This is a genomic window from Pseudomonas putida (genome assembly GCF_002741075.1).
GTDB lineage: Bacteria > Pseudomonadota > Gammaproteobacteria > Pseudomonadales > Pseudomonadaceae > Aquipseudomonas > Aquipseudomonas putida_T.
Map to the genome: position 1 here is coordinate 5,389,097 of NZ_CP016634.1, position 22,073 is coordinate 5,411,169.

22 protein-coding genes, 1 tRNA gene and 1 pseudogene are annotated in these 22,073 nt (G+C 62.4%); 16 read left to right on the top strand and 8 right to left on the bottom strand.

What is annotated here, in order from left to right:
• Nucleotides 1-105: 105 nt before the first annotated feature.
• Nucleotides 106-363 carry a hypothetical protein gene (locus IEC33019_RS25195; RefSeq protein WP_043211060.1) on the top strand — a complete coding sequence of 86 codons (258 nt, stop codon included), beginning with the start codon at nt 106-108 and terminating at the stop codon, nt 361-363.
• 200 nt (nt 364-563) lie between these two features.
• Here IEC33019_RS25195 and IEC33019_RS25200 read toward each other — a convergent pair whose 3' ends face one another.
• Together IEC33019_RS25200 and IEC33019_RS25205 are read right to left on the bottom strand one after the other, a co-directional pair.
• Nucleotides 564-1,670, bottom strand: coding sequence for a GlxA family transcriptional regulator (locus tag IEC33019_RS25200; protein WP_099593996.1), 1,107 nt, complete (start codon nt 1,668-1,670; stop codon nt 564-566).
• 390 nt (nt 1,671-2,060) lie between these two features.
• On the bottom strand, nt 2,061-3,437 hold the full coding sequence (locus IEC33019_RS25205; protein ID WP_070090756.1) for an L-serine ammonia-lyase: 1,377 nt from the start codon (nt 3,435-3,437) through the stop codon (nt 2,061-2,063).
• Nucleotides 3,438-3,879: 442 nt separating this feature from the next.
• On the opposite strand from IEC33019_RS25205, the gene IEC33019_RS25210 reads away from it, so the two are divergent.
• From IEC33019_RS25210 to choV, 3 genes and pseudogenes are all read left to right on the top strand, one after another.
• On the top strand, nt 3,880-4,827 hold the full coding sequence (locus IEC33019_RS25210; RefSeq protein ID WP_070090757.1) for a choline ABC transporter substrate-binding protein: 948 nt from the start codon (nt 3,880-3,882) through the stop codon (nt 4,825-4,827).
• A 90-nt stretch (nt 4,828-4,917) separates the two neighbouring features.
• On the top strand, nt 4,918-5,766 hold the full coding sequence (gene choW / locus IEC33019_RS25215) for a choline ABC transporter permease subunit (protein WP_170831707.1): 849 nt from the start codon (nt 4,918-4,920) through the stop codon (nt 5,764-5,766).
• A pseudogene (gene choV, locus IEC33019_RS25220) lies at nt 5,763-6,941 on the top strand (choline ABC transporter ATP-binding protein). Before choW ends, choV begins: the two are co-directional and overlap by 4 nt.
• A gap of 126 nt (nt 6,942-7,067) precedes the next feature.
• On the opposite strand, the gene hisF reads toward choV, so the two are convergent.
• The 5 genes from hisF to hisB are packed head-to-tail and all read right to left on the bottom strand — an operon-like array spanning nt 7,068 to nt 10,105.
• Nucleotides 7,068-7,838 carry an imidazole glycerol phosphate synthase subunit HisF gene (hisF, locus tag IEC33019_RS25225; protein ID WP_043211046.1) on the bottom strand — a complete coding sequence of 257 codons (771 nt, stop codon included), beginning with the start codon at nt 7,836-7,838 and terminating at the stop codon, nt 7,068-7,070.
• Nucleotides 7,839-7,847: 9 nt separating this feature from the next.
• Entirely contained in the window at nt 7,848-8,585 is a 738-nt protein-coding gene (gene hisA, locus IEC33019_RS25230) for a 1-(5-phosphoribosyl)-5-[(5-phosphoribosylamino)methylideneamino]imidazole-4-carboxamide isomerase (protein WP_043211043.1), read from the bottom strand.
• Between the two features lie 27 nt (nt 8,586-8,612).
• Nucleotides 8,613-8,873, bottom strand: coding sequence for a DUF2164 domain-containing protein (locus IEC33019_RS25235; protein ID WP_070090760.1), 261 nt, complete (start codon nt 8,871-8,873; stop codon nt 8,613-8,615).
• On the bottom strand, nt 8,874-9,512 hold the full coding sequence (gene hisH, locus IEC33019_RS25240) for an imidazole glycerol phosphate synthase subunit HisH (RefSeq protein ID WP_043211039.1): 639 nt from the start codon (nt 9,510-9,512) through the stop codon (nt 8,874-8,876). It lies immediately after the preceding gene.
• A complete protein-coding gene (gene hisB, locus IEC33019_RS25245) occupies nt 9,512-10,105 on the bottom strand; it encodes an imidazoleglycerol-phosphate dehydratase HisB (RefSeq protein WP_043211130.1) in 594 nt (197 codons plus the stop codon). The genes hisH and hisB overlap by 1 nt, the downstream gene beginning before the upstream one ends.
• A 265-nt stretch (nt 10,106-10,370) precedes the next feature.
• Between hisB and IEC33019_RS25250 the strand changes: the two genes are divergently transcribed.
• The 8 genes from IEC33019_RS25250 (at nt 10,371) to IEC33019_RS25285 (ending at nt 16,865) form a co-directional block, all read left to right on the top strand.
• Nucleotides 10,371-12,611, top strand: a complete 2,241-nt coding sequence (locus tag IEC33019_RS25250; RefSeq protein ID WP_070090761.1) for an AsmA family protein — start codon at nt 10,371-10,373, stop codon at nt 12,609-12,611.
• Nucleotides 12,608-13,675, top strand: a complete 1,068-nt coding sequence (gene mutY / locus IEC33019_RS25255; protein ID WP_070090762.1) for an A/G-specific adenine glycosylase — start codon at nt 12,608-12,610, stop codon at nt 13,673-13,675. The genes IEC33019_RS25250 and mutY overlap by 4 nt, the downstream gene beginning before the upstream one ends.
• A complete protein-coding gene (locus tag IEC33019_RS25260) occupies nt 13,672-13,944 on the top strand; it encodes an oxidative damage protection protein (protein WP_043211032.1) in 273 nt (90 codons plus the stop codon). Before mutY ends, IEC33019_RS25260 begins: the two co-directional genes overlap by 4 nt.
• 90 nt (nt 13,945-14,034) lie before the next feature.
• Nucleotides 14,035-14,110: transfer RNA gene (locus IEC33019_RS25265), tRNA-Phe, on the top strand.
• A 216-nt stretch (nt 14,111-14,326) separates the two neighbouring features.
• Nucleotides 14,327-14,788 (top strand): DUF4234 domain-containing protein, encoded by a 462-nt coding sequence (locus IEC33019_RS25270; RefSeq protein ID WP_070090763.1) that lies wholly within the window; start codon nt 14,327-14,329, stop codon nt 14,786-14,788.
• 78 nt (nt 14,789-14,866) lie between these two features.
• The gene (locus tag IEC33019_RS25275; protein WP_099593998.1) at nt 14,867-15,187 is read left to right on the top strand and encodes a hypothetical protein; all 321 of its coding nucleotides are present in this window, start codon (nt 14,867-14,869) and stop codon (nt 15,185-15,187) included.
• Nucleotides 15,188-15,325: 138 nt separating this feature from the next.
• Complete coding sequence (ppk2, locus tag IEC33019_RS25280) at nt 15,326-16,333, top strand: polyphosphate kinase 2 (protein ID WP_070090764.1); 1,008 nt, start codon at nt 15,326-15,328, stop codon at nt 16,331-16,333.
• Nucleotides 16,334-16,421: 88 nt separating this feature from the next.
• Complete coding sequence (locus IEC33019_RS25285; protein ID WP_070090765.1) at nt 16,422-16,865, top strand: hypothetical protein; 444 nt, start codon at nt 16,422-16,424, stop codon at nt 16,863-16,865.
• A 155-nt stretch (nt 16,866-17,020) separates the two neighbouring features.
• Here the strand turns inward: IEC33019_RS25285 and gabP are convergent, their stop codons facing one another.
• Entirely contained in the window at nt 17,021-18,421 is a 1,401-nt protein-coding gene (gene gabP, locus IEC33019_RS25290) for a GABA permease (RefSeq protein ID WP_070090766.1), read from the bottom strand.
• Between the two features lie 606 nt (nt 18,422-19,027).
• On the opposite strand from gabP, the gene IEC33019_RS25300 reads away from it, so the two are divergent.
• Genes IEC33019_RS25300 through IEC33019_RS25315 form a run of 4 tightly spaced genes read left to right on the top strand, consistent with a single transcriptional unit; the run spans nt 19,028 to nt 22,002 of the window.
• Complete coding sequence (locus tag IEC33019_RS25300; protein ID WP_070090767.1) at nt 19,028-19,801, top strand: ABC transporter ATP-binding protein; 774 nt, start codon at nt 19,028-19,030, stop codon at nt 19,799-19,801.
• 11 nt (nt 19,802-19,812) lie between these two features.
• Entirely contained in the window at nt 19,813-20,565 is a 753-nt protein-coding gene (locus tag IEC33019_RS25305) for an ABC transporter substrate-binding protein (protein ID WP_070090768.1), read from the top strand.
• A gap of 55 nt (nt 20,566-20,620) precedes the next feature.
• A complete protein-coding gene (locus IEC33019_RS25310) occupies nt 20,621-21,313 on the top strand; it encodes an ABC transporter permease (RefSeq protein ID WP_070090769.1) in 693 nt (230 codons plus the stop codon).
• Entirely contained in the window at nt 21,313-22,002 is a 690-nt protein-coding gene (locus tag IEC33019_RS25315) for an ABC transporter permease (RefSeq protein WP_070090770.1), read from the top strand. Before IEC33019_RS25310 ends, IEC33019_RS25315 begins: the two co-directional genes overlap by 1 nt.
• Nucleotides 22,003-22,073: the final 71 nt, after the last annotated feature.

A 22,073-nucleotide genomic window follows, 5' to 3' on the forward strand; every position in this document is an offset into this window, starting at 1 on the left:
AAAGAAGCCATTGCGACATTCTGTCCTTGCCGCCCTGTCGGCTTGGTCAGAGAATCGGTTGCAGATCACAGCAGCACTCTCTTAGCGATAAAAGGGACAACAGCCATGATGCATGCGGATTTGATTGATCAGGAAGACCTGCTGGGCCAACTGCGCTCCAGAGGCTTCGAGATTCCGGCGGGCGCCAGTGCCGAGCAGGCCTGCGAAGCCGTGGTGCGGGGGTTGACCGAGCCCAACGCACGCGCGCTCAAAGGCATGGTCGAGCAGATGTACACTGGCAGCGCCACCATCCTCCCGGCTGTGCGCCAGGCCATCGAGAAGCAGCTCCTGCCGGCCTTGGCAGAGTTCAAGAACCGCGCCTGACGCCCAGATCCATTCGCGGGTAAACCCGCTCCCACAGGACTGCGCAGGCCTTCAGGCTGGCAGGGATCCTGTGAGAGCGGGTTCACCCGCGAAAGGGCCGGTGCCCACAACACGAATGCAATGGCCCCACAGGGCTCGATGAGAACCCTGTGGGGCCATTGTCTACGCGCCGTTCGACGCGCATGAGCGTCGATGCGGCGTCAGAGCCTTACGCTGGCAAATGTCGACTCGTTGCGCGCCTGGCTCAGCGAGGCCATCGGGCCACTGTGCGGGGTCAACGCCATCGCCTGCGGAATCGGCATCATCGCCACCTGCTGCGCGGTATTGGAGCCCACGCGCTCGTCACGCGGTGGAATCCCGAAGTACTCGCGATAGCACTTGGAGAAGTGCGGCGTGGAAACGAACCCGCACACCGAAGCCACCTCGATGATCGACATCGGCGTCTGCTTGAGCAGCTGCCGTGCGCGGATCAGACGCAGCTTGAGGTAGTAGCGCGACGGTGAGCAGTGCAGGTATTTCTGGAACAGGCGCTCGAGCTGACGACGCGATACCGACACATATACCGCCAGTTCGTCCAGATCGATCGGCTCTTCCAGGTTGGCTTCCATCAGCGCGACGATTTCCTGCAGCTTGGGCTGGTTGGTGCCGAGCATGTGCTTGAGCGGCACGCGCTGGTGATCCTGCTCGTTACGGATGCGCTCGTAGACGAACATCTCGGAGATCGCCGCCGACAGCTCACGGCCGTGATCACGGCTGATCAGGTGCAGCATCATGTCCAGCGGCGCGGTGCCGCCGGAGCTGGTGAAGCGGTTACGGTCCAAGGTGAACAGACGGGTGCTCATGTTCACCCGTGGGAAGGCTTCCTGCATCGCTGCCAGACACTCCCAATGCACGCTGCAATCGAAGCCATCGAGCAAGCCTGCACAGGCCAGCGCCCAGCTGCCAGTACACACCGCGCCAAGGCGACGCGACTGGCGCGCCTGAGCTTGCAGCCAGGTGACGTGTTCACGGGTGACGGTGCGCTGGATACCGACACCACCGCAGACGATCACGGTGTCCATCGGTGGTGCGCTGTGCATGGCCGCATCCGGCGTGATCTGCAAACCGTCACTGGCCCAGACCTGGCCACCATCGACGGTCAGGGTGTGCCAGCGGTACAGCTCACGACCAGAGATCTGGTTGGCCATGCGCAGCGGCTCGACGGCGGAGGCGAGGGAAATCAGGGTGAAGTTATCCAGCAGGAGAAACCCGATGGACTGGGGAGCTGTGCGGTTCTGGGTTGGGTTCCCGGAGGTGTACGACGTCATCGCGATTTCTCCTCACACAATGCAGGATGTGCCTCAGGCTGGCACTGTTTTCTTGTAATGGCCCCGGTTCGTATGCAGAGGCTTTGCCAACTTCAACGCAAAGGTCGTGCCTGAAATTGAACGACCATTCAAAAAAAACCAAAAACGACGTCGCGCCAAGGCCGTCAGGGCTTTTCCTTTAGATTTGTAGGAGAACGCGAACCAGCGCGCTAGCGCCGTTGCCTGTAACCCATGAGCAGTTAAGTAGCACTTTTGGGAAGGTTGCCCAGAAGCGACATCCATAAGTGTCACCGACAACGACACCTCTGGTAGCGACAGCTGACAGCCGGTAGTGGACGGCCGATGCGCCAACAAGTGGCGCACCGACCGAAGATGGGCAAAATTGGCGCATCAGCACTCGATGGCGCTGACGGCAAGGCCGCCACGGGAGGTTTCCTTGTACTTGTCGTGCATGTCGGCCCCGGTGTCACGCATGGTGCGGATCACCTGGTCGAGGGAGATGAAGTGCTCACCGTCGCCGCGCAGGGCCATCTGCACGGCGTTGATCGCCTTGACCGCGGCAATGGCGTTGCGCTCGATGCACGGCACCTGGACCAGACCACCGACCGGATCGCAAGTCAGCCCCAGGTTGTGCTCCAGGGCGATCTCAGCTGCGTTTTCCAGCTGCGGCGGGGTGGCGCCCAGAACCTCCGCCAGGCCAGCCGCGGCCATGGCGCAGGCCGAGCCGACCTCGCCCTGGCAACCGACCTCGGCACCGGAGATCGAAGCGTTCTTCTTACACAGGATGCCCACCGCAGCGGCGCCGAGGAAGAAATCCACCACGTTGGATTCATCCACCACGTCCGAGAAGCGCATGTAGTAGTGCAACACCGCCGGGATGATGCCCGCCGCGCCATTGGTAGGCGCGGTGACCATGCGGCCACCCGCGGCGTTCTCTTCATTGACGGCCAGGGCGAACAGGTTGACCCATTCCATGGCACTCATGGTCGTGCCGATCACGTTGGGCTTGCCCAGCTCCTGCAGGCTGCGGTGCAGCTTGGCGGCGCGGCGACGCACGTTGAGGCCGCCAGGCAAGGTGCCTTCGTACTTGAGGCCGTTGTTCACGCATTCCTGCATGGCGTGCCAAAGCTTGAGCAGGCCGGCGCGGATTTCTTCCTCGCTACGCCAGGCCTTTTCGTTGGCCATCATCAATTGCGACACGCGCAGGTCGTTTTGCTTGCACAGGCTCAGCAGTTCGGCCGCGCTGTTGAAACCATAGGGCAGTACTGTGTTGTCAGCGTCCAGCACACCGCTTGCAGCGTGGGCCGCATCGACCACGAAGCCGCCACCGACCGAGTAGTAGGTGTCGCGGTGCAGCTCGCCCTGCGCGCCTTCGGCGATCAGGGTCATGGCGTTGGGGTGGTACGGCAGGTTCTCGTCCAGCAGCAGCATGTCGCGGCTCCAGACGAACTCGACCGGCAGGTGGCCATCGAGCTGCAAGGTGCTGGTTTCGCGCAGTTCGGCGATACGCGGGGTGATCACCGTGGGGTCGATGGAGTCGGGCCACTCACCCATCAGGCCCATGATGGTGGCGTTGTCGGTGCCGTGGCCGACGCCGGTCGCCGACAGCGAGCCATACAACCGGACTTCCACTCGCCTGACCTGCTCCAGCTCGCCGCGCTGGCGCAGCCCTTGGACGAACAGGGCGGCGGCACGCATGGGGCCGACGGTGTGGGAGCTGGAAGGCCCTACACCGATCTTGAACAGGTCGAACACGCTGATGGCCATTGTCGAATCACCTCTTGATGGGCTTGTCTCCCCGCGGCATATGGCGGGTTGCGCAACTGCTAGGCTGATACCGCGAGTTGCCGCGAATGCACGCATCATCGGGCTTTTACCCCACTACCCGCCGTCTGCAACCGACGTACTTTTGTCCAGCAACGCCGCCCGCTCCAGGCGCCCTGCGCGCCGCTTTCGAGGGGGCCGGTGACGCAAAAACCCAGGGTAGAGGGTGGAAAAATCCATATGCGACATTGCCCTTACTGGATGCGACCCGTCCTGTACTGGTTACGACCCCACCAGTAGGCGATTGCCGAACGCTGGGGGATTATCGAAAGCGACTCGTATTGCACGGCCTCGCATCCTGCCCTCTGCAGGCCTGGTCGACCGGAGCCTAGAGAAAGCCCGGCACCCCGCGGGAAACCCGAAGAAAAATCACAGGAGTCCATCCATGAAAGGTTCACCCTCGCTCTTGCTGGTCGCGATGCTCGCAACACCCCTACTGGCTCAGGCCGTGGAGCCCGAGCAGTGTCAGACGGTTCGGTTCTCTGACGTCGGCTGGACCGACATCACCGTGACCACCGCCGTCACCAGCGTTGTACTTGAAGCCCTGGGCTACAAGACTCACACCAACATGATCTCGGTACCGGTGACCTACAAGTCGCTGGCCGCCGGCAAGGACCTGGATGTGTTCCTCGGCAACTGGATGCCGACCATGGAGAACGACATCAAGCAATACCGTGACGCCGGCACAGTCGAAACCGTGCGCGCCAACCTGGAGAACGCCAAGTACACCCTGGCCGTCCCCCAGGCGTTGTATGACAAGGGCCTCAAGGACTTCGCCGACATACCCAAGTTCAAGAACGAACTGGGCGGCAAGATCTACGGCATCGAGCCGGGCAACGACGGCAACCGCACCATCCAGAGCATGATCGACAAGAACGCCTTTGGCCTGAAGGACGCCGGCTTCAAGCTGGTGCAGTCCAGCGAGGCGGGCATGCTGTCGCAGGTGGACCGTTCGCAGAAACGCGGCGAGGCGGTGGTGTTCCTGGGCTGGGAACCGCACCCGATGAACAAGCGCTTCAAGATGCAATACCTGTCCGGCGGTGACGAGTTCTTCGGCCCCGAGTTCGGCAAGGCGACCGTCCTGACCAATACCCGCAAGGGCTATACGCAGGAATGCAGCAACGTCGGCCAACTGCTGAAGAACCTGTCGTTCTCCCTGGACATGGAAAGCACTCTCATGGGCAACGTCCTGGACGACAAGATGAAACCCGACGCAGCCGCCAAGGCGTGGCTGAAGAACAACCCGCAAGTGCTCGACACCTGGTTGGCCGGAGTGACGACCGTGGATGGCAAACCCGGGCTGGAGGCGGTCAAGGCCAAACTGACGCAATGACAACAAGGATGCAGTAGCAATTGGCACTACCTCGGGGCAGGCCAACGCCCGCCCCGGACTGATTTCAATCTTTGCAGGTGGAAGCTCGCTATCATGCTTATCGATCAGAAAATACCTCTGGGGCAGTACATCGCCTCATTCGTCGAATGGCTGACCCAGAACGGCGCCAACTATTTCGACGCCATCGCCCAGGGCCTGGAATTCATGATCCATGGGGTCACCAGCGCCCTGACTTGGTTCAACCCTTATGTCCTCATCGCCTTGTTCGCCGCCCTGGCGCACCTGATCCAGCGCAAATGGGCGCTGACGGCATTCGTCGCGCTGTCCTTCCTGCTGATCTTCAATCTCGGTTACTGGCAGGAAACCATGGAGACCCTGGCGCAGGTCACCTTCGCCACCGTGGTGTGCGTGGCCATCGGCGTGCCGCTGGGCATCGTCGCCGCGCACAAACCGATGTTCTACACCGCCATGCGCCCGGTCCTGGACCTGATGCAGACGGTTCCTACCTTCGTTTACCTGATCCCGACCCTGACCCTGTTCGGTCTGGGCGTGGTTCCAGGGTTGATCTCCACAGTGGTGTTCGCCATCGCCGCGCCGATCCGCCTCACCTACCTGGGGATCTGCGACGTACCCCAGGAGCTGCTCGACGCCGGCAAGGCCTTTGGCTGCTCGCGCCGCCAACTGCTGACCCGCATCGAACTGCCCCATGCGATGCCCAGCATCGCCGCGGGCGTCACCCAATGCATCATGCTGTCGTTGTCGATGGTCGTGATCGCCGCCCTGGTGGGCGCCGACGGCCTGGGCAAACCTGTGGTCAACGCACTGAACACCGCCGATATCGCCCTGGGCTTCGAGGCGGGCCTGGCGATCGTGCTGCTGGCGATCATGCTGGACCGTATCTGCAAGCAACCGGAGCTGCCGGCGCGAGGTGAGTCATGAGCATCATTCGTTTCGAAGACGTCGACGTCATCTTCTCCAACAAGCCACGCGAAGCGCTGGCACTGCTGGACCAAGGCCAGACCCGCGAGCAGATCCTCAAAAAGACCGGTCTTGTGGTCGGCGTCGAGAAAGCCAACCTGGACATCAACAAAGGCGAGATCTGCGTGCTCATGGGCCTGTCGGGCTCGGGCAAATCGAGCCTGCTGCGCTGCATCAACGGCCTGAACACCGTCAGCCGCGGCAAGCTGTTCGTCGAGCATGAAGGCAAGCACATCGACATCGCCCACTGCACCCCGGCGGAACTGAAGATGATGCGCACCAAGCGCATCGCCATGGTGTTCCAGAAGTTCGCCTTGATGCCTTGGCTGACCGTGCGCGAGAACATCAGCTTCGGTCTGGAGATGCAGGGCCGACCCGAGAAGGAGCGGCGCAAGCTGGTCGACGAGAAGCTCGAGCTGGTGGGCCTGACCCAATGACGCAACAAGAAGCCCGACGAACTTTCCGGCGGCATGCAGCAGCGCGTGGGGCTGGCCCGGGCGCTGGCCATGGACGCCGACATCCTGTTGATGGACGAACCCTTCTCGGCCCTCGACCCGCTGATCCGCCAGGGCCTGCAGGACGAACTGCTGGAGCTGCAGAACAAGCTGAGCAAGACCATCGTGTTCGTCAGCCATGACCTGGACGAAGCACTCAAGCTGGGTAGCCGCATCGCCATCATGAAAGATGGCCGGATCATCCAGTACAGCAAGCCTGAAGAGATCGTCCTGAACCCGGCCGACGACTATGTCCGTACCTTCGTGGCCCACACCAACCCGCTCAACGTGCTCTGCGGTCGCAGCCTGATGCGCACCCTGGACAACTGCAAGCGGATCAACGGTTCGGTGTGTCTGGACCCGGGCGTGGACTCCTGGCTGGACCTGGGCGAAGGGGGCTCGCTCAAGCGCGCTCGCCAGGGCCAGAATGGCCTGGACCTGCAGAACTGGGCTCCGGGACAAGATGTGGAAACCTTGGGCCGAAAACCCACCCTGGTGAATGCCAACATCGGCATGCGTGACGCCTTGCAGATCCGCTACCACACCGGCAACAAGCTGGTGCTGCAAGAGAACGACAAGGTGGTGGGGATTCTCGGCGACAGCGAGCTTTATCACGCGTTGCTGGGCAAGAACCACGGGTAATCGATGGATTGGGGCCGCGCCACGGCCCCTTCACGGCAAAAGGCCGCTCCTGCTGGGGAATGCACGATCCCCTGCAGGAGCGGCCTTGTGCCGCGAAAAGGGCTGCACAGCAGCCCCGATCAATAGTCAGCGAACGACGATCCCGCGTGCAGCCATGTAGGCCTTGGCTTCCGGCACGGTGTACTCGCCGAAGTGGAAGATGCTCGCCGCCAGGACAGCGCTGGCGTGGCCTTCGAGAATCCCGTCAGCCAGATGCTGAAGGTTGCCGACGCCGCCCGAGGCGATCACCGGGATACCTACCGCATCACTGATGGCCCGGGTCACGCCCAGGTCGAAACCACTCTTCATACCGTCCTGATCCATGCTGGTCAGCAGGATCTCACCGGCGCCCAGACCTTCCATCTTCTTCGCCCATGCCACCGCATCCAGGCCGGTCGGCTTGCGTCCACCGTGGGTGAAAATCTCCCAACGCGGCGCTTCGCCGGGGCCGGAGACTTTCTTGGCGTCGATGGCGACGACGATGCACTGGGAACCGAAACGCTCGGCAGCCTCGCCCACGAACTCAGGGTTGAACACTGCGGCGGTATTGATCGAGACCTTGTCGGCACCGGCGTTGAGCAGGTTGCGGATGTCCTGCACGGTACGCACGCCACCGCCCACGGTCAGGGGGATGAACACCTGGCTGGCCATGCGCTCGACGGTATGCAGGGTAGTGTCACGGCCGTCGACGCTGGCGGTGATGTCCAGGAAGGTGATCTCGTCAGCCCCCTGCTCATCGTAGCGACGGGCGATTTCCACCGGGTCGCCGGCATCACGGATGTTCTCGAACTTGACGCCCTTGACCACCCGGCCGTTGTCCACGTCCAGGCAAGGGATGATGCGCTTGGCCAGTGCCATGTTCTGTCCTCAGCCTTGGTAGTTGTCGCAGAAGGCCTGGGCCTCAGCGACATCGAGGGTGCCTTCATAGATGGCGCGGCCGGTGATGGCACCGATGATGCCCGGGGTCTTGGCATCCAGCAGGGCCTTGATGTCGCCCAGGTTGTGGATGCCACCGGAGGCGATCACCGGGATCGACGTGGCTTCGGCCAGGGCCTTGGTGAAGGGCACGTTGCAGCCCTGCATCATGCCGTCCTTGGCGATGTCGGTGTAGACGATCGCCGAGACGCCATCGGCCTCGAAGCGCTTGGCCAGGTCGATGACCTGCACCGAGCTGACTTCAGCCCAACCGTCGGTGGCGACGAAGCCGTCCTTGGCGTCCAGGCCGACGATGACCTTGCCTGGGAACGCCTTGCACGCCTCGGCGACGAATTCAGGCTGCTTGACCGCCTTGGTACCGATGATCACGTAGCTGACGCCAGCCTTGACGTAGTGCTCGATGGTTTCCAGCGAGCGGATGCCGCCACCGATCTGGATCGGCAGGTTCGGGTAGCGCTTGGCGATGGCGGTGACCACTTCGCCGTTGACCGGTTGGCCTTCGAAGGCGCCATTGAGGTCGACCAGATGCAGGCGACGGCAGCCACCCTCGACCCATTTGGCGGCCATGCTCACCGGGTCGTCGGAAAATACCGTGGAGTCTTCCATGCGGCCTTGGCGCAGACGCACGCAGGCACCGTCCTTCAGATCGATAGCGGGGATAATCAGCATCTTGGGAACCTGTCTAATCAGTGAAATTCAGGGCTTCTCGAGTGCCCACAGGTCGCTCTCGATGCTCTCGAACCGCTCCTTGAGGTGCAGCTGAACATCGGCAATCGCCCTGTTGTAGTAGTGGGGTGCAATTTCCTTGCTGAACAACTCGAGGACCTCAACCACCTCGAACGACCCAAGCGTCAGCTCGAAGCGGTCTTCAAGGAAGCGCTTCAAGGTGTCGAGCGCCTCGCGCTCCTGCTCGGGTGCCAGGGTGATGACCGGGGCCTTGGTCCGCGACTTGCTCATTTACCAGCGTCCATCCCAGCTGACGAAGTTCTGCAGCAGCTGCAGGCCATGGGTATGGCTCTTCTCGGGGTGGAACTGCACGGCGAAGCGCGAACCCTCGGCCAGGGCCGCGGCGAAATCGACGCCATAGTGGCCGCGACCGGCCACCTGCCCGGGCTTGCCGGCATTGATGTAATAGCTGTGAACGAAATAGAAGCGCGCGCGGTCGGGGATGTCGTGCCACAGGGGGTGGTCGATGGTCTGGCTGACTTCGTTCCAGCCCATGTGCGGCACCTTCAGGTGTTCGCCGTCTTCCTGCAGGTCCTTGCCGAAGAAACGCACCTGGCCAGGGAACAGGCCGATGCAGTCGACGCCGTCGTTCTCCTCGCTGTGGTCCAGCAGGGCTTGCATGCCCACGCAGATACCGAGGAACGGACGGTCCTGGCTGACTTCACGCACCAGGCTGTCGAAGCCCAGGCGACGGATCTCGGCCATGCAGTCGCGGATCGCGCCAACACCCGGGAACACCACGCGGTCGGCCTCGCGGATCACCGCGGCGTCGCTGGTGACCAGCACCTTGCCGGCTCCCACGTGCTCCAGGGCCTTGGCCACCGAGTGCAGGTTACCCATGCCATAGTCGATTACGGCGACCGTCTGCATCACAGGCATCCCTTGGTGGAAGGCATCTGCCCGGCCATGCGCTCGTCCTGCTCGACGGCCATGCGCAGCGCGCGGCCGAAGGCCTTGAACACGGTTTCGATCTGGTGGTGGGTGTTGTGGCCGCGCAGGTTGTCGATGTGCAGGGTCACCAGGGCGTGGTTGACGAAGCCCTGGAAGAACTCCTGGAACAGGTCGACATCGAAGCCGCCCACGCTGGCACGGGTGTACGGCACATGCATCTGCAGGCCCGGACGGCCGGAGAAGTCGATGACCACGCGGGACAGGGCTTCGTCCAGCGGCACGTACGAATGGCCGTAGCGGCGGATGCCCTTCTTGTCACCGATGGCCTGGGCGAACGCCTGGCCGAGGGTGATGCCGACGTCTTCGACGGTATGGTGGTCGTCGATATGCAGGTCACCCTTGCACTCGATGTCCAGATCGATCAGCCCATGCCGGGCGATCTGGTCGAGCATGTGTTCGAGGAAAGGCACACCGATATCGAATCGGGCCTTGCCACTGCCATCGAGGTTGATCGAGGCTTTTACCTGGGTTTCCAGGGTATTGCGCTCGACGGAAGCCTTACGTTCGACCATCACCAGCTCCGCAAAATCATTGGGCGAAAAGGTTGCCATTATAGGCCCAGATCGCTCCCGCTTGGAACGCGAATGACATATGGCAATGTCGCAATTGTGTAATTTCTGCTGTTTGAGGCGACGGCCTGCTCGCTCCAGGGGCAAGCCCGTACCCATACAGACTGCACTGTCCCTCCCATCACCCACTATTGAATACGCCGAGGTCCTACCCACGGCGCTATACTCCCAGGCTTGAATTTCAAAAACGGACTACAAGGACTCGCCCATGAAAGCGTTCGGCAAAATCCTGGGGCTGGGGCTTCTCGGGTTGCTGCTGATCATCGTGGCGCTGGGCTTCGCCCTGACCCACCTCTTCGATCCCAACGACTACAAAGACGAGATTCGCCAGTTGGCCCGCGACAAGGCCCACATCGAGCTGACGCTCAACGGCGATATCGGCTGGAGCCTGTTCCCGTGGCTGGGCCTGGAGCTGCACGAGGCCAGCATCGCCACGCTGAACAAGCCCAAGGAGCCGTTCGCCGACCTGCAGATGCTGGGTTTGTCGGTCCGTGTGCTGCCGCTGCTGCGCCGCGAGGTGCAGATGAGCGACGTACGCGTCGAGGGCCTGAACCTGACCCTGAACCGTGACGAACACGGCCACGGCAACTGGGAAGACATCGGCAAGCCACTGCCGCAGCCTGCCGACGCACCATCGACCGGCACGGCCGAAGCCCCCGCCACGGCCAATACCCCGGCCAACAAGGAAGACACGCGCGAGCGCATGGTCAAGCTGGACATCGACAGCCTGACCGTCAATAACGCCCAGGTACAATACACCGACGCCAAGACCGGCCAGACCTTCACCGCGCAAAGCATCCAGCTGAGCACCGGCGCGGTCCATGAGGGCGTGAACATCCCGCTCAAGGCCAGTGCCTTCCTCACCGTCGGCCAGCCAAGCCTCAAGGCACGCACCGAGCTGACAGGCGAACTGCGTTTCGACCGCAAGCTCAAGCGCTACAACATCGAGGACATGCGCCTTTCAGGCGAGGCCTCTGGCGAGCCGCTTACCGGCAAGACCATGACCTTCGCCGCCCAAGGCCAGCTGCTGGTCGACCTGGCGGCCAACGTGGCCTCCTGGAATGGCCTGAAGCTGTCCGCCAACCAGCTGCGCGCCTTGGGCGAGCTGAACCTGCGCGACCTGGACAAAACCCCGCAGTTGAGCGGCGGCCTGTCCATCGCCCAGTTCGACCTGCGCACCTTCCTCGACAGCATTGGCCATCCGCTGCCCGCCACCGCCGACCCGGCCGCTTTCGGCAAACTGGAGCTGGTCACCCGCCTGCAGGCCAATCCAACCAGCCTGGCCCTGGAAGACCTGGCCGTGAAGCTCGACGACAGCACCTTCAGCGGCCGTATCGCCATCGACGACTTCGCCAAGCAGGCCCTGCGCCTGCGCCTTAAAGGCGACACGTTCAACGCCGACCGCTACCTGCAAGCCAAGAGCGAACAGGCCAAGGGCGCCAGCGCCGCGCGCCACGCCGAGGTCCAGCAGCAGGAAGCCAGTGCCGTGAGCGGCCCGAGCACGACCCCGTTGCCCAACGCGCCTACCCAGGTGGCCTGGAGCAGCGATAAGCTGCTGCCGGTGGATCGCCTGCGCCAGCTCGACCTGCAAGCAGACGTCTCGTTCGACGCACTGACCCTGGACAAGCTGCCGATCACCGATGCCCAGCTCAAGGCCAGCGGCCAAGGCGGTCTGCTGATCCTCGAAACCCTGCGCGGCGGCCTGTACGACGGCAGCTTCGAGAGCAACGGGACACTCGACGTGCGCCCCGCCGTACCACAGATCGGCGTGAAGACCCGCATCAACCGCGTGCCGGTAGAACACTTCATCAAGACCGATACTCCGGACAAGGCGCCACCGGTCAAAGGTTTGCTGACGTTGTCCAGCGACCTGACCGCCACCGGCAACAGCCAGAAAGCACTGATCGACACCCTCAACGGCAATGCCAGCTTCACCATCACTGACGGTGTGTTGGTCAACGCGAACCTTGAGCAGCAGCTGTGCCACGCCATCGCCACCCTCAACCGCAAGACCTTGAGCGGCGAACCGCGCGGCAAGGACACACCGTTCCAGGAACTGCGCGGCAGCCTGGTGGTGCGCAATGGCGTCGCCAGCAACCCTAACCTGAAGGCAAGCATTCCAGGCCTGACCGTCAACGGCCACGGTGATGTGGACCTGCGCGTACTGGGCATGGACTACAACCTCGGCGTGATCGTCGAGGGTGATCAGCGCGCCATGCCGGACCCAGCCTGCCAGGTCAACGAACGCTATGTCGGCATCGAGGTGCCGGTGCGTTGCCGTGGCCCCTTGGAGCTAGGCGCCAAAGCCTGCCGCCTGGACCAGGAAGGCCTGGGCAAGGTCGCCGCCAAGCTGGCCGGCAACCGCCTGCAGGAAAAACTCGACGAGAAGCTCGGTGACAAGGTCAGCCCGCAGCTCAAGGATGCACTCAAGGGGCTGTTCAAACGATGAGTCCCGAGCAGTTCTCCAATGCCGTGCTGCAGTGGTACGACCAACACGGCCGTCATGACCTGCCCTGGCAACAGGGCATCACGCCTTACCGGGTGTGGGTGTCGGAAATCATGCTGCAACAGACCCAGGTGAGCACTGTGCTCAACTACTTCGACCGCTTCATGCAGGCCCTGCCAACCGTGCAGGCTCTGGCCGAAGCGCCGGAGGACGAAGTGCTGCACCTGTGGACGGGCCTGGGTTACTACACCCGGGCGCGCAACCTGCAAAAAGCCGCGAAAATCGTGGTCGAGCAGCACGCCGGCGAGTTCCCACGCAGCGTCGAGCAGCTCACGGAGCTGCCCGGTATAGGTCGCTCCACTGCCGGCGCCATCGCCAGTATCAGCATGGGCATTCGCGCGCCGATCCTCGACGGCAACGTCAAGCGCGTGCTGGCCCGCTACACCGCCCAAGCCGGCTACCCCGGCGAGCCCAAGGTGGCCAACGCGCTGTGGGCCAATGCCGAGCGTTTCACGCCACACGCCAGGGCCAACCATTACACCCAGGCGATGATGGACCTGGGCGCGACCCTTTGCACCCGCAGCAAGCCCAGTTGCCTGATCTGCCCGCTCAAGGCCGGCTGCCAAGCCCACCTGCTCGGTGAAGAAACCCGATACCCCGAACCCAAGCCGCGCAAGACGCTGCCCCAGCGCCGCACCCTGATGCCGCTGCTGGCCAACCATGAAGGCGCCATTCTGCTCTATCGCCGCCCCTCGAGCGGCCTGTGGGGCGGGCTGTGGAGCCTGCCGGAACTGGACAGCCTGGAACAGCTCGACGACCTGACCTACCAGCATGGCCTGCGCGCCACAGACAGCCAGGCCCTGGACGGCCTGACGCACACCTTCAGCCATTTCCAGTTGGCCATCGAACCGTGGCTGGTGCGCGTCGACCCGCTCGGCGCCCCCGTGGATGAGCCCGACTGGCTCTGGTATAACCTCGCCACCCCGCCGCGCCTGGGCCTCGCTGCCCCGGTCAAGAAGCTGCTCAAACGCGCGGCCGATGAATTGATTGCAGGAGAGTCCCGATGACCCGCACCGTGAAGTGCCGCAAGTACAACGAAGAACTCCCCGGCCTGCCACGCCCCCCCTACCCAGGCGCCAAAGGTCAGGACATCTTCGATCACATCTCGCAGAAGGCCTGGGACGAATGGCAGAAGCACCAGACCATGCTGATCAACGAAAAGCGCCTGAACATGATGAACGCCGAGGACCGCAAGTTCCTCCAGGCGGAGATGGACAAGTTCTTCGCTGGCGAGGAATACGCCCAGGCCGAAGGGTACGTTCCGCCGAGCGAATGACCCCAGAAAACGTAAGCGACGGAATTAATTTAAAAAATTTTCAAAAAGTCGTTGACGGAAGGTCTGAAAACCTTTTTAATTCGCCCCGTCGCCCAGATAGCTCAGTCGGTAGAGCAGAGGATTGAAAATCCTCGTGTCGGCGGTTCGACTCCGTCTCTGGGCACCAAGTGCCAAACCCCAGGTAACGCAAGTTGCCTGGGGTTTTTTAATGCCCGCGACTTTTGCAACGAAAGTCTGGCGCCAAAATAGCCATATGCTATCATTCGCGCCGCGCTGCCCCTGCCTTGCAGCGCATAACCCACGGACGACGGTTGAGCAAGGAATGCCTCATCAGACAGCCGATGCCTCAGCCCGTTTTTTCCTCTCGAAAATCGGAAGCGCCATGACATCCCCTGCCGAACTCATGAACAAGGTCAATCGCAAGACGCTGCACCTGGTACTGCTGTGCGCGGTCACCGGCGGCATCTACCTGCTGATCTGGCTGTACAAGACCAACCAACACCTGCGTGAAGCCACCGGACAGACCGTCTGCAGCGAGACCTACATCATCTGGATCTGCGTCTGCATGGGCCTGAGCGGTGCCTTCATCGACAACCCCGAGCCCTTCCTGGTCGGCATCGGCGCCCTGCTGAGCATCGCCAGCGGCGTGCTGTTCATCGTCTGGGCATTCAATGCCCGCAGCCTGCTGATGACCTACGCCAACGCTCACCAGCAGCCTTACTTCTCAATGAACGCCTTCTACACGTTCCTGTTCAACGCGTACTACATCAATTACTGCATCAACGAACTGGGTGAGAACGCGCAGCGCCAGCAGCCGATCTACGCGCAGCCGGCACAGCCCTGATCCACGAACGCCAACCGGCGCAAGGATTTGCATGTCAGCCCGTTCATGCTTTGAAAGCGGGCATACAAGGAGAGATAAATGGCCTACACGTCGATCATGTTCAAGAACCCGAAAACCGGCGCACTCAAAGAAGCCCCGGTCGGTTTTTCCTGGACCACCTTCTTCTTCGGTTTCTTCCCGGCGCTGTTCCGCGGTGACTGGAAGTTCGGAGCGATCCAGTTCGTGCTGCAGATGCTCACCATGGGCCTGAGCTCGCTGGTGTTCTGCGTCATCTACAACAAGCTGTACATCAAGGACCTGATCGGTGCCGGCTTCCAGGCCCAGTCGATCTCCAAGGGCGACATGGACTACGCCGCCGCCAAGCTCGGCCTGCAGATCCCAGCGCTGACCGCAGCCTGAGATCCCTGTACCCCATGGCTGGCCATGGGGTTACGGCACCACAGCGCAAAGCGCGCGACATTGACCGGCATCAAACAGCCACCGCTCACCGCGTCCTAGCATATCGGGTGGACATTCGAACCGACCCAAAGGACTGTCATGAGCGACGACGCCACGCCTCTGTTCCCGCCCACCGCCGATGCGACGCCAAGCATCACACCGATAACCCGCCCCCGCCCACCTCGCAGACGCCAAGCCGCCGCCAAGACCGCGCCAGACCCGAGCATCAGCGCCATCAGCCAGCAGCCGACAGCACTGGAAGTGGCCACCGCTCGCCATGGCAGCAATGAAGACAGCACCTCGGCGCGCCTGCCGGCCAGCTACCCCTACCGCACGCGCCTGCGCCGCCAGGACTATGAGAAGGCCAAGCACGCCCTGCAGATCGAACTGCTGAAGGTCCAGAGCTGGGCGAAGGAAACCGGCCAACGCGTGGTCATCCTCTTCGAGGGCCGCGACGCAGCCGGCAAAGGCGGCACCATCAAGCGCTTCATGGAGCACCTGAACCCACGCGGCGCCAGGATCGTCGCCCTGGAGAAACCCTCCGAACAGGAAAAGGGTCAGTGGTACTTCCAACGCTACATCCAGCACCTGCCGACCGCAGGCGAAATGGTCTTCTTCGACCGCTCCTGGTACAACCGCGCCGGTGTCGAGCGGGTGATGGAGTTCTGCACACCGCTGCAGTACCTGGAGTTCATGCGCCAGGCACCGGAGCTTGAACGGATGCTGTGCAACAGCGGCATCCTGCTGTTCAAATATTGGTTCTCGGTGAACCGCGAAGAGCAACTGCGCCGCTTCATCTCTCGCCGGGATGACCCGCTCAAGCACTGGAAGCTCTCGCCCATCGACATCAAGTCGCTGGACAAGTGGGACGACTACACCGCAGCCAAGGAAGCCATGTTCTTCCACACCGACACCGCCGACGCCCCCTGGACGGTGATCAAATCCGACGACAAGAAGCGGGCGCGGATCAACTGCATCCGGCATTTCCTGCACTCTCTGGATTATCCGGGCAAGGACCATAGCGTCGCCCATGCACCCGACTCGCTGCTGGTGGGACGGGCCTCGCGGGGGTTCGAGGAGGATGAACCGTCGCCGCTGGCCGGCTAGCGCCTTGTAGCTGCAGCACAGCCCCTTGGGTTTCTGCGGCAACTACGCTTCAATACGCGCACTTTCCAGAGACCCCAAGGATTCGCCCATGGCCTCCAACACCAAGCAACAGAAACGCGCCAAGCGCGCCGCCAACAAGGCCAAGCAGAACCGAATGGTGCGCAGCGGCCAGGCGGTCAAGGCCAGCGCCGGCGACAGCGCCAGTGTCGAGCAGGTCTTCAACAAGGCCATGGACTCGGGCAGCTACGCCAGCCTGTTCGACAGGATGAAGGAAGCCCATCAGAGCGGCCTGGTGCCGATGATCTCGGTATTTTTGGTCGACCCCCTGCTGGCCCTGGTACTCAAGGGTCACAAGGAAGAACACGCCACCGACTACATCATCATGGTTTTCACTGCCTATCGCGAATGGCTCGATGGCACCGACGCGGACACCACGATGGCCTGGCTGGAGAGCGAGGAATTCCAAGAAGCCTATGTGGCAGCTTCGGAAGCGGTGGCCAAGCTGCAGCAACAGCAGAAGCAGTTCGGCTGATCGCTTGTGTGGGCAAACCTGCCACAAGCTCTGCGGTGCACTCAATAACACCGCTATACCTGTGGGAGCGGGTTCACCCGCGAAAAGACCGACATCGGCAAACAAAAAGGCCGCGCTCTTCACAGGGCGCGGCCTTTTCATTTCAACTGCCCGAATCAGTTATCCAGCGCCACCTGCCCGGCAGCCTGGCCTTCGGCCTTGCGCTTGCGCTGCACCAAGAGGCCGGCGGCGACCACGCCAATGCTGAGCAACGCGGTGGCGATGATCTCGGCGCGATGGTCTTCGCGCAGCGCCATCACGACCAGGATCGCGACGATGAACGCGATGGTGGCCCAGGTCAGGCCTGGGAACAGCCACATCTTGAAGACGATCTTCTCGCCACGGGCTTCACGCTGGGTGCGCATGCGCAGTTGCGACACGGCAATCACCAGGTACACCAGCAGCGCGATGGCGCCGGAGCTGGCGAGCAGGAACTCGAACACCGCAGCCGGAGCCACGAAGTTGGCGAATACGCACAGGAACGCCGCCGCGGTGGACAGCAGGACCGCCCAGTGCGGGGTGCCCGCCTTGGTAGTGCGCTGCGCCATGGCCGGCGCGTCACCGCGCTTGCTCAGGGAGAACAGCATGCGCGAAGAGGTATACAGCGCCGAGTTCAGGCAACTGGTGACGGCGATCAGCACGACGATGTCGACGATCAGCTTGGCGTTCGGCACGCCAATGCGGCTCAGAACAGTCTGGTAGGAACCGGTCTCGGCCAGGGCCGGATCGTTCCATGGCACCAGGGCCACGACCAGGAAGATCGACACCAGGTAGAACAGGCAGATACGCCAGATCACCGAGTTGGTGGCGCGGCTGATCTGCTTGCCCGGGTCTTTCGACTCAGCGGCGGCGATGGTGACGATCTCGGTACCCATGAAGGAGAACATGGTAGTCAGCATGGCGGCCAGCACCGCGCCCAGACCATTGGGCATGAAGCCCTGGGTATCGAACAGGTGGCTGGCACCGCTGACCTGGCTGTTGGGTACCAGGCCGAACATGGCCACACAGCCAACGACGATGAAGCCGATGATGGCCAGCACCTTGAGCAGGGCGAACCAGAATTCGAACTCACCGTAGTTCTTCACGCTGCACAGGTTGGTCAGGGTCAGCGCCAAAGTGATGATGAGCGAGAAGGCCCAGAGATCCACGGCAGGGAACCAGGCATGCAGGATGGCCGCCGCGGCGTTGGCCTCCAGCGGGATCACCAGGACCCAGAACCACCAATACAGCCAACCGATGGTGAAACCTGCCCAGCGCCCGATGGAGCGGTCGGCATACGTGGAGAAGGAACCGGTGTCGGGTGAGGCGATAGCCATCTCGCCCAACATGCGCATCACCAGTACCACCAGGGTGCCAGCTGCCGCATAGGCGAGCAGGACGGCAGGACCTGCCGCAGCAATGGCGTGGCCGGAGCCAACGAACAGACCGGCGCCGATTACGCCAGCGATGGACAGCATGGTCACATGCCGTTGCTTGAGCCCCTGAGCGAGGTCATTGGAATTGTGCTTACCGCTCATAAAACTACCTTTGTAAGGAGTGGACCACCCGAAATGCTGAGACGAAGCGCGCCCGGGGGTTGATGTAGGCGTCGCTGCATTCGGTCCATGCCATCTGGCAATAACCGCGCCACTCTCCAAACACGTTCATCGGAATCACCTGGCAAGCGCGACCATCAAGACTTGCAGGCCTTTCGGCCATGCCTTGACCGAAAGAGCGTCAACTTTTCTTGCCAGCCCCGGATTACTGAAATACCCACTTACAAATGCACCAAAGGTGCTCCCCGGTAACACCTGCGCACAAAAAATGAGCAACAAAAAGCGCAACCCAGCGGCGCAACCCAAGACCTGCACAGTCACAGGTAAAGCGCCACCCGGCCAAAAACGGCTTCCCAGGCACGTCCAAAGCTGGCACCATCGCGCCTTTTTTCATCAAGGCTCCGGTGCTGGGGACGTGCGCGCGGACATCCTCGCGACAGTCCGCTGCAACGATGCGACAAAGTATCCCGCCAGCGACCCGAGCCCCTTGCGACCTGGTTGGCCGCCATTACGCCGCTATGCTAGCTTGGCGCTCGCCAGGAAGGCCGCCAACAGCTGGGAACGCACCCGAACACATGAGGACCGCACATGGCCCAGGCCACGCCCGCGCTGGAAATCCGTAACCTGCACAAACGCTACGGCGAGCAGGAGATTCTCAAGGGCATTTCTCTGACCGCTCGCGACGGTGACGTGATCTCGATCCTGGGGTCGTCCGGTTCCGGCAAGTCCACCCTGTTGCGCTGCATCAACCTGCTGGAGACCCCCCACCAGGGGCAGATCCTCGTCGCCGGCGAAGAGCTCAAGCTCAAGGCGACCAAGACTGGCGACCTGATCGCCGCCGACAACCGCCAGATCAACCGTCTGCGCAGCGAAATCGGCTTCGTCTTCCAGAATTTCAATCTGTGGCCGCACATGTCGATCCTCGACAACATCACCGAGGCGCCACGTCGCGTGCTTGGCCAGAGCAAGGCCGAGGCGATCGAGGCCGCCGAGGCACTGCTGGCCAAGGTCGGCATCCATGACAAGCGCCACAGCTACCCCGCCCAGCTTTCCGGTGGCCAGCAGCAACGCGCTGCCATTGCCCGGACCCTGGCCATGAAACCCAAGGTCATCCTGTTCGACGAGCCGACCTCGGCGCTCGATCCGGAAATGGTCCAGGAAGTGCTTAACGTCATCCGCGCATTGGCCGACGAAGGCCGTACCATGCTGCTGGTGACGCACGAAATGAACTTTGCCCGCCAGGTGTCCAGTGAAGTCGTCTTCCTGCACCAGGGCTTGGTCGAAGAGCAGGGATCGCCGCAGCAGGTGTTCGAAAACCCGACCTCGGCGCGTTGCAAGCAATTCATGTCCAGCCACCGCTAACGGAGCAACACATGCAGACCTATAAGAAATTCCTCCTGGCCGCTGCCGCCACGCTGGTCTTCTCGGCCAATGCCATGGCCGCGGAAAAACTGCGCATGGGTATCGAGGCGGCCTACCCGCCGTTCAACAACAAGGATGCCAGCGGCAACGTGGTCGGCTTCGACAAAGACATCGGCGACGCCCTGTGCGCCAAGATGAAGGTCGAATGCTCGGTCGTCACCTCCGACTGGGACGGCATCATCCCTGCGCTGAACGCCAAGAAGTTCGACTTCCTGGTGTCGTCGCTGTCGATCACCGACGAGCGCAAGCAGGCCGTCGACTTCACCGACCCCTACTATTCCAACAAGCTGCAGTTCATCGCCCCGAAGAACGTCAACTTCAAGACCGACAAGGCTTCGCTCAAGGGCAAGGTGATCGGCACCCAGCGTGCGACCCTGTCCGGCACCTGGCTGGAAGACAACTACGGCAATGACGTCGAGGTCAAACTGTACGACACCCAGGAAAACGCCTACCTGGACCTGATCGCTGGCCGCATCGACGGCATCCTGGCCGACAAGTACGTGCAGTACGAGTGGCTCAAGAGCAAGGACGGCAAGAACTTCGAGTTCAAGGGCGAGCCTGTGGTCGACAGTGACAAGATCGGCATCGCCGTGCGCAAAGGCGACCCGCTGCGCGAGAAGCTGAACAAGGCCCTGGCCGAAATCAAGGCCGACGGCACGTACAAGAAGATCAACGACAAGTACTTCCCGTTCAGCATCGAATGATTCACCCAGACCAGCGCCGCCTTGCGCGGCGCCGGTCCCTTGAATGCACCTGCCCATGAATATCGACCTGCACGGATTCGGTCCGGCTATGATGGCCGGCACCCTGATGACCGTAAAACTGGCGCTCTGCGCCCTGCTGCTGGGGCTGGTCCTGGGCCTGCTCGGCGCCCTGGCCAAGACATCCCCGGTCAAGCCACTGCAATGGCTTGGCAGCACTTATTCGACGTTGGTGCGCGGTGTACCCGAACTGCTCTGGGTACTGCTCATCTACTTCGGCACCGTCGGGCTGATGAACAGCCTTGGCGAAGCCTTGAACATGCCAGGCCTTGAGCTCAGCGCATTCGCCGCCGGCGTGATCGCCCTGGGCCTGTGCTTTGGCGCCTACGCGACGGAAGTCTTCCGCGGCGCGATCCTGGCCATCCCCAAAGGGCACCGTGAAGCGGGCCTGGCGCTGGGCCTGTCCAAAGGCCGCATCCTCTCGAAGATCATCCTGCCGCAGATGTGGCGGATCGCCCTGCCCGGCCTTGGCAACCTGTTCATGATCCTGATGAAAGACACCGCCCTGGTGTCGGTGATCGGGCTTGAGGAAATCATGCGTCACGCGCAGATCGGCGTGACCGTGACCAAGGAGCCCTTCACCTTCTACGCGGTCGCCGCCTGCATCTACCTGAGCCTGACCATCATTGCCATGACCGGTATGCACTTCATGGAAAAACGCGCCGCTCGCGGCTTCGCGAGGGCCGAATAATGAATTGGGAAGTCATCATCAAGTGGCTGCCACGCCTGGCCCAGGGCGCGACCCTGACCCTGGAGCTGGTCGCCATCGCGGTCATCGCCGGTCTGATCCTGGCCATCCCGCTGGGCATCGCCCGTTCCTCGCGCCACTGGTACGTGCGCGCCCTGCCTTATGGCTACATCTTCTTCTTCCGCGGCACACCGCTGCTGGTGCAACTGTTCCTGGTCTACTACGGCCTTGCCCAGTTCGATGCCGTACGCAGCAGCGCGCTGTGGCCGTACCTGCGCGATCCGTTCTGGTGCACGGTGCTGACCATGACCCTGCACACCGCCGCCTACATCGCCGAGATCCTGCGTGGCGCACTACAGGCCATCCCGAAAGGCGAAATCGAGGCGGCACGGGCGCTGGGCATGTCGCGGGGCAAGGCCCTGTTCTACATCATGCTGCCGCGCGCCGCACGCATCGGCCTACCGGCCTACAGCAACGAAGTGATTCTGATGCTCAAGGCCAGCGCCTTGGCCAGTACCGTCACCCTGCTGGAGCTGACCGGCATGGCGCGAACCATCATCGCCCGTACCTACCTGCCGGTGGAGATCTTCTTTGCCGCAGGCGTGTTCTACCTGGTCATCTCCTTTGTGCTGGTTCAGGGTTTCAAGGTACTCGAACGCTGGTTGCGCGTGGACGCCTGCCAAGGCCGTTGAGGCTGTAACAACCCTCGGGGCCGCCTTGCGGCCCATCGCCGGCTCCGCATCGCCTGAATCTGCAGGCGCTG